Annotated in this window: 10 protein-coding genes; 1 reads left to right on the plus strand and 9 read right to left on the minus strand. The window is 76.0% G+C overall.

The genetic code is table 11. From position 1 onward, the window contains the following. Window positions 1-108 precede the first annotated feature (108 nt). Complete coding sequence (locus F1D97_RS12320) at window positions 109-2,208, plus strand: acyltransferase family protein (protein WP_236120783.1); 2,100 nt, start codon at window positions 109-111, stop codon at window positions 2,206-2,208. Window positions 2,209-2,271: 63 nt separating this feature from the next. Here the strand turns inward: F1D97_RS12320 and F1D97_RS12325 are convergent, their stop codons facing one another. The 9 genes from F1D97_RS12325 to F1D97_RS12365 all read right to left on the minus strand — a co-directional run bounded on the left by F1D97_RS12325 (window position 2,272) and on the right by F1D97_RS12365 (window position 13,413). Then, window positions 2,272-3,090: an FHA domain-containing protein gene (locus tag F1D97_RS12325; protein ID WP_236120784.1), complete on the minus strand. Its 819-nt coding sequence runs from the start codon at window positions 3,088-3,090 to the stop codon at window positions 2,272-2,274. After that, entirely contained in the window at window positions 3,087-4,364 is a 1,278-nt protein-coding gene (locus tag F1D97_RS12330) for a vWA domain-containing protein (protein ID WP_236120785.1), read from the minus strand. The genes F1D97_RS12325 and F1D97_RS12330 overlap by 4 nt, the downstream gene beginning before the upstream one ends. 64 nt (window positions 4,365-4,428) lie before the next feature. Beyond that, on the minus strand, window positions 4,429-5,502 hold the full coding sequence (locus F1D97_RS12335) for a PP2C family protein-serine/threonine phosphatase (RefSeq protein ID WP_236120786.1): 1,074 nt from the start codon (window positions 5,500-5,502) through the stop codon (window positions 4,429-4,431). Then, on the minus strand, window positions 5,499-7,841 hold the full coding sequence (locus F1D97_RS12340) for a serine/threonine-protein kinase (protein ID WP_236120787.1): 2,343 nt from the start codon (window positions 7,839-7,841) through the stop codon (window positions 5,499-5,501). Before F1D97_RS12340 ends, F1D97_RS12335 begins: the two co-directional genes overlap by 4 nt. Continuing rightward, complete coding sequence (locus tag F1D97_RS12345) at window positions 7,838-8,956, minus strand: hypothetical protein (protein ID WP_236120788.1); 1,119 nt, start codon at window positions 8,954-8,956, stop codon at window positions 7,838-7,840. Before F1D97_RS12345 ends, F1D97_RS12340 begins: the two co-directional genes overlap by 4 nt. Next, entirely contained in the window at window positions 8,953-9,942 is a 990-nt protein-coding gene (locus tag F1D97_RS12350; RefSeq protein WP_236120789.1) for a glutamate ABC transporter substrate-binding protein, read from the minus strand. Before F1D97_RS12350 ends, F1D97_RS12345 begins: the two co-directional genes overlap by 4 nt. Continuing rightward, the gene (locus tag F1D97_RS12355; RefSeq protein ID WP_236120790.1) at window positions 9,942-11,303 is read right to left on the minus strand and encodes a hypothetical protein; all 1,362 of its coding nucleotides are present in this window, start codon (window positions 11,301-11,303) and stop codon (window positions 9,942-9,944) included. The genes F1D97_RS12350 and F1D97_RS12355 overlap by 1 nt, the downstream gene beginning before the upstream one ends. Then, window positions 11,300-12,892 carry an AAA family ATPase gene (locus F1D97_RS12360; RefSeq protein ID WP_236120791.1) on the minus strand — a complete coding sequence of 531 codons (1,593 nt, stop codon included), beginning with the start codon at window positions 12,890-12,892 and terminating at the stop codon, window positions 11,300-11,302. The genes F1D97_RS12355 and F1D97_RS12360 overlap by 4 nt, the downstream gene beginning before the upstream one ends. After that, the gene (locus F1D97_RS12365; protein WP_236120792.1) at window positions 12,889-13,413 is read right to left on the minus strand and encodes a hypothetical protein; all 525 of its coding nucleotides are present in this window, start codon (window positions 13,411-13,413) and stop codon (window positions 12,889-12,891) included. Before F1D97_RS12365 ends, F1D97_RS12360 begins: the two co-directional genes overlap by 4 nt. Between the last annotated feature and the right edge of the window lie 2 nt (window positions 13,414-13,415).

The raw sequence follows: 13,415 nt of genomic DNA on the forward strand, positions 1-13,415 counted from the left end.
CGGACGGCGTCCGACGAGCCGCGCACCGCCCCGGACGCCTACCCTGGTCCGTCCGCCGTCCCCGGCACCGGCGTCCTCGCAGGCCGTCCCTCACTGCGACCCGACCTCATGACCTCGACGACCACGCTCCCCCGCAGCTCGGCGTCGTCCGGCCCCGACCGGCCGTCCGGCGAGCGACGCGGCACCCCGGCGCGCCGGGACATCCAGGTCCTGCGCGCCGTCGCCGTCGCCGCCGTGGTCGTCTTCCACGCGTGGCCGCAGGCCCTGCCCGGCGGGTACGTGGGCGTCGACGTGTTCTTCGTCGTGTCCGGCTTCCTCATCACATCCCACCTGCTGCGACACCCGCCCACGGACGTGCGCGGGCTCGCGGCGTTCTGGGCGCGGCGGGTGCGACGCCTGCTGCCCGCGGCCGCCACCGTGCTCGCCGTGACGACCGTCGCGAGCGTCGTGCTCCTGCCGAGCCACCTGCTCACGCAGGCGGCGCGCGAGCTGCTCGCCGCGACCCTCGTCCGGGAGAACTGGCAGCTCGCGGACCAGGCCACGGACTACCTCGGGGCGGACGCGGCCCCCAGCCCGGCGCAGCACTTCTGGTCGCTCGGGGTCGAGGAGCAGTTCTACCTCGTGTGGCCCCTGCTGCTGGCCGCCGCGGCGCTCGTCGCGCGCCGCACGGGACGGTTGCGTGCGGTCGCCGGCGGCCTCGTCGGGGCCGCGACGCTCGCCTCGCTGTGGTGGAGCGCGGCGCTCACCGCCGCGGACCCCGCACGTGCGTACTTCGTCACGACGACGCGCGTGTGGGAGCTCGGGCTCGGGGCGCTCGTCGCGGTCGTGGGAGCCCGGACGCGCGGGCTCGTGCGCGTGCGTGCGGTCGCGGGCTGGGTGGGGCTCGCCGCGATCGTGTACGCCGCGCTGCGGTTCACCGGCGAGACGGCCTTCCCGGGCACCTCGGCCCTCGTGCCCACGCTCGGCACCGTGCTCGTGGTCGCGAGCGCCACCGACGACGTCCCCGGCGGGCTGGGCGCGGTGCTCGGTCGCCGGCCCGTCGTTCGGCTCGGTGACGTCTCGTACGGCGTCTACCTGTGGCACTGGCCCCTGCTGGTGCTCGCGCCGTTCGCGCTCGGTGCGCAGATCACCGGGTGGGGGCTGGCGGGCGTCGTGGCCGTCACGCTGGTCCTGGCGTTCGCGAGCACGCGCTGGGTCGAGGACCCGGTACGGCACGCCCCACGGCTCGTCGGCTCGCTGTCCCGCACGTTCGCGCTCGGCGCGGTCGCCGCGGCGGTGTGCGCGGCGCTCGCGGTCGGCGCCGGCGCGATCGGCGCGGCGCGTGCCGCGCACGAGGAGGACCTGTTCGCGCGTGCGAAGGCCGGGCAGGAACCGTGCTTCGCCGCGCAGGCGGTGCGCGACCCCGCGTGCGACCCCGTCGGCGAGCGCCTGCTCGTCGCCCCGGGTGCCGCGGCCGGCGACCGCAGCGAGCTGTACGCCGACGGCTGCTGGAACAACACACCGTTCTCGTCACGCCGGACCTGCACGTACGGCGCCGCCGACCCCGTGCGGACGATCGCACTGCTCGGCAACTCGCACGCCGGGCAATGGCAGCCCGCGCTCGTCGGCCAGGTCGAGCGCGAGAGGTGGTCCCTCACGACGTACCTGACGTCCGAGTGCTACCCCGTCGATCTCCCGGTCGACGTGACACGGCCTTCCGCGGTCGAGGGCTGCAGCCGGTGGACGCAGTGGGCGGTCGACGAGATCGTCGCGCAGGACCCGGACCTCGCCGTGCTGGCGGCGCGAACGTTCCGCCCCCTGCTCGACGTCCCGGAGGAGGACCAGCGCGCGGAGCAGCGGGCCGCCTACGGGCGCCTTCTCGAGCGTCTGACCTCAGCGGGCATCCCCGTGCTGGTGCTGCGCGACACGCCCGACCTCGGTGGCCCGGCGCCCGACTGCGTGGCGCGCGAACGCGGTGGCTGGCGGTCGTGCACGCACCCCGCCGACGTCGCGATCGAGCCCGACCCGCTCGCCGACGCGGCGGCTGACGACCCGAGCGGGCTCGTGTCAGTGCTCGACCTCGACCACGTGCTCTGCTGGGACGAGCGCTGCCACGACGTGGTGGGCGGCGCGATCGTGTACTTCGACCACGGGCACCTGACCCGCACGTTCGCGGAGTCGTTGCGTCCCGAGGTCGAGGCGGCCGTCACGGCGCGCATCGGCTCCTAGCCGACCCGACGAACCCGGCGGACGCACCTCACCGACGAGCCCGGTCGGGCGTGCGAGGTCGGCTCAGACCTCGCCCGGCAGCGCGCGGCGCACGACGATGCGCGTCCACGCGCCGACGTACACGCGGTCGCCGTCCGCGAGCTCGTGCCGCTGGCCCACCGGGATCGGCGCCTGCGGCAGGGGCTCCCCGACGCGGGCCACGTACGTACCGTTCGAGGACTGCAGGTCCTCCACCCACCAGCGCGTCCCGTCGGTGTTGAGCTGGCAGTGCCGGCGCGAGACGCCCGAGTCCGCGCCGCAGTCGATGTTCGGGTGGATGTTGCGGGACACCGACGGGCGTCCGACGAGCACGCTGCGCGTGCGCAGCGGGACGAGCGCGGGCAGGCCGGCCGACGGCATCGGGTCCTCGGGCGACTGCAGCGCGTACCAGTCGGGGTCGACCCACACCTCCGCGACCCACGAGTCCGGGCCGTCCGGTGCGGGCGTGGGCAGAGCGCCGCCGGACTGCGGGTCGCCGTCCGGGTCGGCGGGCGACGAGGCCGCCTGCTCGGGCGACGTCCCTGCGGACGCCGAGACCGCGGGGTGCTCCCCCGTCGCGGCGGACGCCGCGGACGCCGGGGCCGGCCCGGAACCGGCGAGGGGTGGGGTGAGCGGCGCGGGGGTCGCGCCCGTCGTGAAGTCGTAGCCGCAGTTCTCGCAGAACAGCGCGCCGGCCGCCGCGGGCGACTGGCAGTGCGGGCACGTCGTCGGCGCGGCGGCACAGGACGACTGCGGCGTCGCGGCCGGTGCCGAGGCACCGCTCGACGCGATGGGCGCGCCGCACACGTCGCAGTAGTCGGTCGACGTCGAGGCGTGCCCCTCGGGGCAGACGACCGTGCTCACCGGCGCACCCGGGTCGTCTTCGTCGACGCGGTGTCCAGCGCCATCTCGTCGAGCCGGTCCGTGTTGCGCTTGAGCCGCACCGTGCCCTGCTCGGGGTCCTCGATCTCCACGACCCGTCGCAGGCGGCTCGTCGCCTCGTCGTTCCCGGTCTCCTGCGCGAGCTGCACCGCGCGGCCGAGCTTGACCGTGGCGGTCGCCTCGTCGCCCGCGGCCTTCGCCGCGAGACCCTCCTGGATCGCGACCGCGAGCTCCGCCTGGCCCGTGTAGTGCGCGACCTCCGGGCTGATGCGGGCCGTGAGCGAGTCGTCGTCGGACCAGCGCGCCTTCACCAGTCCCGAGGCGAGCACCTCGCCGCCCACGGCGATCTGCACGCGCGCCGCGAGCTGCTCGGAGCCGACCGGCTTCGACGGGACGCGGACCGCGACGTGGTAGTCGCGCGACTCGTCGCCCCACGAGCCCGTCGGGTACGCGCCGGTCAGCGGGTTGACCTCGCGACGGCGGGCCGTGAGGTCCTCCACGGTCGGCGAGACCTGCCGGACGAACAGCACCTGCGCGCCCTGCGGGGCCCACACGCGCAGGTCCGCGTCCGCGATGCCGCGCGCCATCGAACGCTGCACGAGGTCGCGGAAGTCCGCCGCGATGTCGTCGGGGTTCGCGATGAGGTCGACCGTGCCGAGCAGCGCGGTGGAGATCTCGCGCAGCTCGTCGACCTGCCAGTTCGCGCCCACCCCGCGCGCGTCGCACTGGAAGTGCCCCGTGACCGCACGGACCACGTTCGACAGCGCGTGCCGCGGCTCGGACTCGTTCTTGCCGTCCGTCAGCAGGATCGCGTGCCGCTGCGGCGCGTGCGGCACGGTCGCGAACAGTCGGTCGGCCAGCGAGAGCCAGGTGCTCATCGCGGTGCCGCCCGACGGCTGGAGCGACGCGATCGCGCGCTTGGCCTCGAACCGCGCACCCGGCTCCATCTGCACCATGTCCCGCACCGCGTTCGGGTACGGGAACACGCGCATCGCGACGTGGCTGCCGCCGACGATCGCGAACCACGTTCCGTCCGGGATCTGGTCGACCGCGACCTGCGCCGCGTGCTTCGCGGCGTCCATGTTGCGCCCGCTCATCGAGCCGGACGTGTCGACCATGATGATCTCGGCGACGCCGCCCGACGCGGTGTCTGCGGACCCCGCCCCCTCGCTCGTCAACGTGACGATCGCGTGCACGTCCGTGCTGCCCTGGGGCAGGAACTCGTTCTGGAAGACCTCGGCAGTGAAGACGGCCACGCTCATTCCTTCGTCGGTTGCGTTCGGGGTACCGGCAGGCAGGGGGTCGGGCGCTGGCTCGAGGCTAGCCGACACGGGCCAGCGCGGCCGTGACGTTGTCGCGTCCACCCTGCGCGTTCGCCCAGGCGACGAGCGCGCCGGCCAGCGCGGTCGGGTCCGGGCCGGTCGTCTCGGCGTGCTCGCGCACGAGCCGCGCGACGTCGGGCGCCGGGGAGCAGTAGTTCCACAGGCCGTCGGAGCAGACGAGCACCCAGCCCGGTCCGTCGACCACGGTGGCGGTCGTGCGCGCGGTGACGTCCTCGGCGTCCGGTCCGAGCCAGCGCGTGATGGCGTGCGCCTGCGGCGACGCCTCGGCCGCCGCGCGCGGCACGCCCCGCGCCATGAGCTCGCCCGCGCCCGAGTCGTCGGCCGTGAGCTGCTCGGGCGTCCCGTCGTCGGGCAGCCAGTACACGCGCGAGTCGCCGAGCCAGCCGACGACGAGCAGGCCCTCGTCGACCACCGCCGCCACGAACGTGCACGACGGCGCGTGCTCGGGCTCCGCGCCGGGCGCGCTCGCCGCCACGGCGTCGTCGCCCGCGACCGCCGCTCGGGCCAGCAGCGCCGACCACGCGGCCCGCCGCACCGGGTCGGCGCCGGTCACCGCGGCGGAGCCCTCCGGGCCGCCCGCGACGAGCACGTCGAGCGCCGCACCGGCGGCGGCCAGGCTCGCGACGTCCGACCCGGGCGCCGTGGACACGCCGTCACAGACGACGAGCGCCGCGAACGACCCCGAGGCCGCCAACGCCATCGCGTCCTCGTTGCGCGCGTGCCGCACGCCCCGGTCGCACACGCCGCCCACCCAGGGTGCGGGGCTCAGCGCGAAGTGGTCCCGCTCGGACGCGGCCGGGGTGCCGCACTGCTCGCAGTAGCCGTCCGCCGCGACCGTGCCGCCGCACGCGCGGCAGCCGCCCGCGCCGCCGGCCGGCAGGGGCGCGTCGTCGTCGTCCTCGTCCGCGACCTTCGCCGCGGGCGGCGGCGGGACCGGGGGCAGCGCCTGCCCGGTGCCGACCGGCGTCCCGCACGCCTCGCAGAACCGGTCGTCGGCGTGCAGCGCTCCCCCGCACCCGGCGCACGTCGCGGCGCTCGTCGTCCCGCTCACCACGCCGTCCACCGCCGCACGGCGTTGGCGCGGTCGACGAGCGCGATCCGCGCGTCACGCGACGGCGCGAGCGCCGCGGACTCGCGGTACGCGGCCTCGAGCGCGTCGCGCAGCGTCGCCTCGTCCACGGGAACGTCCGCGATCCGCTGGCTCGGCTTCGCACCGCTGCGTCCGACCTCCGCGAGGGCCGCGGTGAACACGTCGATCCGTAGGTCCACGCGCTGCTGCGGCTCGACCGTCACGCGCTCCAGCCCGGCCAGCGCGTCCGCGAGGGCCGCCACACCGCGGTCCGACGCGGTCAGGAGCCGGGCGCGCTGCACGCGGGCCTCCGCGAACGAGCTGCGCGTGGGCGTCACCAGGTCGAGCGCCGACAGCGCGCCGTCGAGCTCACCCGCCGCGCGCCGGATCCGCGCCAGCCCGAACGCGGCGACCGCCGTGTAGTTGGCGTCCGAGCGCGCGCAGATCACGTAGAGCTGCTCGGCGATCTCGGGCTCGTCGGACAGCTCGCACGCCACCGCCAGCGCCAGCTTCGGCGCGAGCTCGCCCGGCACCTGCCCGTACACCGCGTTGAAGGAGGCCCGCGCCGCGACCGGGTCGCCCGCGGCGAGCTGCGCCAGGCCGTCGAGCCAGACCGCGCGCCACTCCCACGGGTCGGCGTCGAGGACCTGCGCGAGCGCCGCACGCACCACGTCCGGCTCGCCCGCCTCGATGCCCGCGCGCGCCCGGGCGAGGCGGACCTCGACGGTCTCCTCGGGCGCGTCCTGGAGCGCCTGGATGCGCTGGTGCGGGTCCGCGACGCTCACGCCCGCGAGCCAGGACGCCGCAGGGTCGTGCACGTCGACCTTGAGCGTCGGCAGCTCGTCCCACCGCAGCGGCGCGTGCGGGCCGTCCGTCGTCGGCGCGTCGAACAGCACCGAGGCGGCCGAGTGCAGCGCCGGGTGGCCCGGGCCGCGGTCGGCCGCGACGACCTCACGCAGGACGCCCAGCAGCTGCGTGCGCAGCTCGTCGACGGTCGCGAACCGGTCCGACGGGTCCGGCGCGCACGCCTTGGCGACCAGACGGTAGAACGAGTCGTACGTCGCGAACACGGGCGTGTCCGCGACGGCAGGCAGCGAGGCGGCGTACGTCGTGGTGTTGCCGCGGAAGTCGATCACGAGCGACACGAGCGTGCGGCCGATCGTGTACACGTCGGACGCGACCGACGGGCCGACCTCCCCGACCTCGGGCGCCTGGTACCCGACCGTGCCGAAGATCGCCGAGTCGAGGTCGTCGACCCGGCGCACGCCGCCCAGGTCGATGAGCTTGACCGCGTCGCCCTGCTGGATCACGTTGTCCGGCTTGAAGTCGCAGTACAGCAGCCCCACGTCGTGCAGGTACGCGAACGCGGGCAGCACCTCGAGCACGAGCGCGATCGCGTGCGCGACCGGCAGCGGGTCGTTCACGCCCGCGTTCGCCTCCCGGCGGGCCGTGAGCATCTCCTTGAGCGACGTACCGCCCACGTACTCCATGACGGTGTAGCCCGCGCCGTCGTGCATGACGAAGTTGTAGATCTCGACGATCAGCGGGTGCTCGACCTCGGCGAGGAACTGCCGCTCGGCGATCGCGGCCGCGTAGGCGTCCGCGTCCCCCGCGTTGAGCAGGCCCTTGAGCACGACCCACCGGCCCGAGACGTTCTGGTCCCGCGCGAGGTAGATCCACCCGAGACCACCGTGCGCGAGGCAGCCGACGACCTCGTACTGGCCGCCGACGAGGTCGCCGGGGGCCAGGCGCGGGTCGAAGTCGAAGCCCGTCCCGCACTTCGGGCAGAAGCCCTTGGTGCGTCCCGGCACGCCGTCGCGCTCGCGACCCACGGGCGCGCCGCACGACGGGCAGAACCGCTTGCGCTCCGGCACCTGCGGGTCGGCCATGACGACCTGCAGCGGGTCGCGCACCGGGACCGGCGGGACCGTCGTGAGGCCCGCGCCGAGGCGCGCGCCGCGAAGCCTGGTCGAGCCCGTGCCGAGCCGCCGCGTCGCGCGCGAGCCCGTCGCCGCGGTCCGCGCCGAGCCCAGCGCGGCCGTCGCCAGCCGGCTCGAGCTGGTCCGTCCCGTGCGGGTCGACCGCTCGGCGTCCGGGTCGCCCTCACCCACGGCCGCGGCGCGCGGGGACGTCGCGGTCCCGGCGATGCCCGTGCCGAGCAGCGACGTCGCCGACGCTGCACGGGCCGCGGTGACTCCCGTCCCCGCCGGAGCCGTGACGCCCGTCCCGGCGGGGGCCGTGGGCGCCTGCGGCGAGCCGCACACGTCGCAGTAGCCGTCCTCGTACGTCCCGGTGCAGCCGGGTTCGGTGCAGGCGGTCATCGCGCGGCTCCCTTCGGCCCGTGCACGGGCAGGTCGCGGGTGAGGAACTCGTACTGCTCGACGAGGAAGCGGGCGAGCACCACGTCGCACGGCGTGCGCTCCACGGCGTCGCGCGCCTCGTCGTACCCGGAACGCACCGTGGGCGACGCGCTGCGGCCGTTCGCGTCGGCCACCGCCCGCAGGCGCTCGAGCTGGTAGCGCAGCTCGGCGCGCTCGCGCAGCGGACGCCCGTACGCCTCGGCGACCGCGTCGAACGCGCGCTGCACGGTCCGCAGGCGCTCGACGAACGCGTCGACCTCCGCGCGCGTCGGCGGCACGTCACCCAGCCGCGACACGTCCGGCACCGCGAGCAGCGGCGGGTCGACGATCTCGCGGCGGCACCGGTCCGCCAGCGCGTGCAGCGTGGGCTCGCGCTCCTCGAGCGCGTCACGCAGCGCGGCGGCGTCGGTGCGCTGGCGCGCGAGCGTGCGACGCTGCGAGACGTCCACGATCAAGTCGCGCTCCGCGCGCGCCACGGCGGTCTCGAGCTCGGCGAGCGGCCCGCCCACGTCCGCGCCGCGCGCCGCCTGGGCGGTGATCCCCTGCTCACGCGTGCGCAGCTCGCGCACGCGCCGCAGCGCGTCCTCGTCGGCCGCCAGGTCCTCGCAGCGCACGACGGCCGCGCGCACCGCCCGCAGGCGCGCCGCCTCGTCGGCGGCGCCCGGGTCGAACGCGAGCCGGTCCCGCAGCTGGTCGATCATCGCGTCGCACAGCGTCACCGCCTCGACGAGCGAGACGAGCGCCGACGAGCCGCCCGCGTCGAGCCGGCCCCACACGAGCTGGGACATCTGCTCACGCGCGAGCACGTCGGCGCGCCCCGAGTCCCAGACCTCGACGAGCCGGTCGAGCCGCCCGCGGATCGCCTGCCACATCGTCATCGCGAGCACGACGTCGGCGGTGAACGCCTCCGGCTTGTCCGTCTGGCGCGACGCCGAGTCGAGCCGGTCGAGCTCCGCACGCCGGTCCGCCGCCCACCGCTCGAGCGCCGCGAGGTACGTCAGCAGGTCCGCCGCGGGGATCGCCTCGCCGAGGTGCCCCGGGGCGACCGGAGGGTCGACCGTCCCCGCGGGCGTCACGACGAGCCCGCCGTGCGTCCGTACAGCGACTCGGGCGGCGCGGGCGCGTCACCGAGCGCACCCAGCCAGCGCTCGTACGACTGCGCCCACCGGCCGTCCGCCTTGACCTCGTCGAGCACCGCGTTCACGTACCGCACGAGGTCGACCTGGTCCGCGGCCACGCCGATCCCGTAGGGCTCGTCGCTGATCGCGTCGCCCACGACCTTCGCGTACGGGTCCTGGGCCGCGAAGCCCGCGAGGATCGTGTCGTCGCCGGTGATCGCGTCGACCTTGCCCTGCTGGAACAGCACGAGGCACTGCGTGTGCGTCTGCGCGCCGACCGCCTCGACGCCGGGGAAGTCCGCGAGCCGCTCGATGGTGGTCGTCCCCTCGGGCGCGCACACGCGCGCCCCGTCGAGGTCGTCGATCCCCGTCGCCGTGGAGTCGAGCGGGACGAGGACCTTCTGCCCCGAGTGGAAGTACTCCGCGCTGAACGCGATCTCGTCCCACCGCTCGCACGTGATCGAGAACGCGCGCGCCACCAGGTCGACCTCGTGGTTCTTGAGGACGTCGAGTCGCTGCCCCGACGTGATCACGCGGAACTGCAGGTGGTCCGGCGACCCGAAGATCGCGGTCGAGACGGCCTCGAGCATGTCGATGTCGAAGCCCTCGATCTCGCCCGTGATCGGGTTGCGGCTGCCCATGAGCAGCGTATCGGCGGAGACGCCGACGACCAGGGAGCCGCGCTCCTTGATCGCCTGCACGTGCTCCTTGCCGGAGACCTTCGCGCCGTCCGGACCGGGCTCGTACGACGCCGTGAGGTCGGAGCACGTGGCCGCAGCCGCGCGCGGGGCCGCGGCCGCCGCCTCGGGCGTCGCCGACGGCTCCGGGACGACCGGCTCGGGCGTCGCGGTGCAGCCCGCGAGCACGAGCACGCCCGCCGCGACCAGGGCCAGGGTGCGCACGGCGCGCCGCGTCGCCGTCCGGGGTGCGCGCGTCGTCGTCATCAGCGGTACTCCTTCAGTCGCGGCGCGAAGCCCCACACCGCGGCTCCCGCGGCCAGCACGCCCGCGACGAGCGCGAGCCAGGCGACACGTGCGGACGCGGACGCGGCACGCTCGAGGTCGGCCTGCGCCTGCGCGCTCGAGTCGGCCGTGGCCGCCTGCGCCTCCTGCGCGAACGCGTCGAACTGCGCGTTCGGGCTGCCCGGGTCGGTCGACGTCGCGAGTGCGACCGCGGCGTCCCAGTCGCCGCCGTCGTCGAGCCCGCGGATCTCGTCGTGCGTCGCCACCCACGCGTCGAACGTGGCCTGGACGGACCCGCCCACGCCGTCGAGCAGCTGCGCGGCCTCCTCGACGCTCGACTGGTACGACTCCTCGTAGGCCTGCCCCGAGCCGCGCTTGATCAGCGTGAACGACTCCGCCGCCTTCGCGTCGTTCGCCAGCGAGTACGCGCGCGCGACCGCCACGGTCTGCCCGTATGAGCCGTCCTGCACGTCCGACGCGGTCTGCGAGCCGCCGTCCAGGTTCGCGCCGAGCAGGAAGCCCGCGACGAGCAGCACGAGCGTCGACAGGACGAGCCCGACGTTCAGGCGCCGGTGCGTGCGCGACGCGAGCCAGATCTGCACGACGACGAGCGCGACGAGCGCGGCCGCGACGACGAGCAGCACGAGAGTCGCGCGGCCCGCGACCGAGAACGCGTCGCTGACGCTCGCGGCGTTCGCCGTCACGACCTCGTCCAGCCCGGGCAGCGCCGAGGCGCGCAGCTCCTGGGACGCCGACTCGAGGTACGCCGCGCCGACCGGGAAGCCCTGCCGGTTGTTGGCGCGCGCCTGCTCGACGAGCCCGCTGTACGTCGACACCGACGTGTTCACCTCGGGCAGGCGGCCGGCGTCGGCCGGGTCGGCGCCCGCGACGGCGGTCAGCCCGCTCGTCGCGGACGCGAGCCACGCGTCGTACCGCTCGCGTTGCGCGACCGGCTCGCGACCACCGACGAGGAACGCGTTGGTCGCGGTCGCGTCCGCGGCGACGAGGTCGTTGCGCACGTCGAGCGTCCGGACCTGCTGCGCGGTGTCGTCCGCGGCCGAGCGCAGCGCGTCCGCCTGCAGCAGCCCGACGAGCAGTCCGCCGACCGCGACGAGCGCGCACGCGAGGACCGCGACCGCCGCCGCCAGCCGCAGCCGGGCCGGGGTGCGCCGCAACCGGCCGGGCCGTGCGACCGCCGTCGACGCGGACCCCGCAGGGGCGACAGCGGCGGAGGTCGACCCGGTGCGGGTCGTGACCGTGCCACCGGACCGCGGGGCGGTGACGCCCGCCGTCGCGGTGCGGGTGGGGGGCGGCGCTGGTGCGGGGGCGGGTGTGGTCGTCACGCGGACTCCTCGTCGTCGGTCCGTGCCTCGGGCCCCTCGCCCGGCGCCGGTGCCGGCTCCTCGGGCGGGTCGGTGCTCTCGTCGCCCGGCCCGTCGGCGTCCGCGTCGTCGAGCGGCTCGTCCGCGGCCGGCTCGTCCGCGGTCGGCTCGTCGGCGGTCGGCTCGTCGGCGGCCGGCTCGTCGGCGGCCGGCTCGTCTGCGGCCGGCTCCTCGTCGGGTCGCTCCACGAGGTCCTCGGGCTGCAGCGTGCGCAGCTCGTCGACCGTCGGCGCGGCCACGTCGCGCAGCCGCCACGCGTGCCGCAGCACGGCCTTGTCGAGCATGTTGCGCGCCCAGCGCCCGTTGCCGAACCCCTCGCCGCGCAGCTGAGCCGCGGCGACGCCCTGGAAGCGCTCGAGCGTCTCGGGTGCGGGCTCGAAGTCCGACCGGCGCGCCGCGAGCTCGAAGATGCGCGTGAGCTCGTCGTCGGAGTAGTCGTCGAACGTGATCGTCGTGGAGAACCGGCTCTCGAGGCCGGGGTTGGTCGCGAGGAACCGCGCCATCGGGCCGGGGTAGCCCGCGACGATCACGACGAGGTCGTCGCGGTGGTCCTCCATGTCCTTGACCAGGGTGTTGACGGCCTCCTCGCCGTACTGGTCGCCCGTGAGCGCGTACGCCTCGTCGACGAACAGCACTCCCCCGACGGCGCTCTCGACGACCTCCGCGGTCTTGTTCGCCGTCTGCCCCAGGTACCCGCCGACGAGCTCGGAGCGGTCGACCTCGACGAGGTGGCCCTTCGAGAGCAGTCCCAGCGCGCGGTAGATGCCCGCGACGAGGCGCGCGACCGTCGTCTTGCCGGTCCCGGGGTTCCCGACGAACACGAGGTGCCGGGTGATCGTGGGCGCGGTCAGCCCGGCGTCGGTGCGCAGCTTCTCGACGCGCAGCAGCTGCGCCTGCTCGCGGATCTCCCGCTTGACGCGCCGCAGACCGATGAGCACGTCGAGCTCGGCGAGCAGCTCGTCCAGCGTGCGCGGGTCCGGCTCGGGCTCGGCGGCGGCCGCCGTGCCGAGCGTCGCCGTCGCGGTGGAGCCCGACGTGCCGGGACCACCCGGGGTGTCCGGCCCGGGGGCCGGCGACGACGGGTGGCCGGGCGCGGCGCTCCCACCGGGAGTCCGTGCCGCGGGGCCGGGGCTCGTCGGGGCCATGTCCGGAGCGGCCGCCCGGGCGGCGGCCAGGTGCACGGCCGCGGTCGTCGACGCGCGCGCGATGACGTCGAGCGGCGCGTCGCCGAGGTCGCACGCGGCCGACGTCACGCGCGCGAGCGCGGCGGCGTACGCGGCGGCGTGCGGCGACCCGTGCACGACGAGGTGCTCGAGCAGGTCGGTCGGCGCCGAGCGCCACCGCCGCGCGCTCGACGCGGCCGTGAAGAACGCGGGGACGTCGCCGTGCCCGACGGCCCGGACCCAGGCGTCGGCCGCCCCGGGCACGGCCTCGGCGACCGCGGCGGCGAGCCGCACACCCTCGTCGCGCACGTCCGCGGGAGCCAGCCCGGCCGACTCACCGACCGCGACCAGGCCCTCGAGCGCCGCGTGCAGCGCGTCCGCGCTCATGACGCCACCGCCGGACCGCCGGGCGGCACCTCGAGCGACGACGTGCCGAACTTCTCGGCGAGGAACTGCCCGTGCGCGACGAGCGCGCGAGCGTCCTGCCGCGACACCGCATCCGAGATCTGGGTCAGCGTGGTGCCCAGCAGGTCGAGCTGGTCGCACAGCAGCATGAGCGACGTCTTGCCCTGCGCGACGACGCGCCGGTCCGCGAAGTCGCGCGGCAGCCGCAGGTACGCGCCCACGGCCTCGGGCAGGTAGCTCGTCGCTGTCGCGACGACCGTGTGCGCCTGCCTGCTGCCGATGCCGAGGCGGTCGAGCCGCGGCGCCATGTCCTCCACGACGCGCGCGATCCGGTGCACGCGCGCCGTCACCGCCGCGGGCACGCGGCCCTCGACGTCCCGCTCCACCGCGTGCACGGCGTCGACGATCTGCGTCGAGGTCGGCACCGCGGCCGGCAGCGCGGGCTCGGGGTCGCCCCCGGCGCGCCCGCGCACCCGGCCGACGAGGTCACCCCACCACCCCATGG

It is taken from the genome of Cellulomonas palmilytica (assembly GCF_021590045.1).
In the GTDB taxonomy this organism is placed as follows: domain Bacteria; phylum Actinomycetota; class Actinomycetes; order Actinomycetales; family Cellulomonadaceae; genus Cellulomonas; species Cellulomonas palmilytica.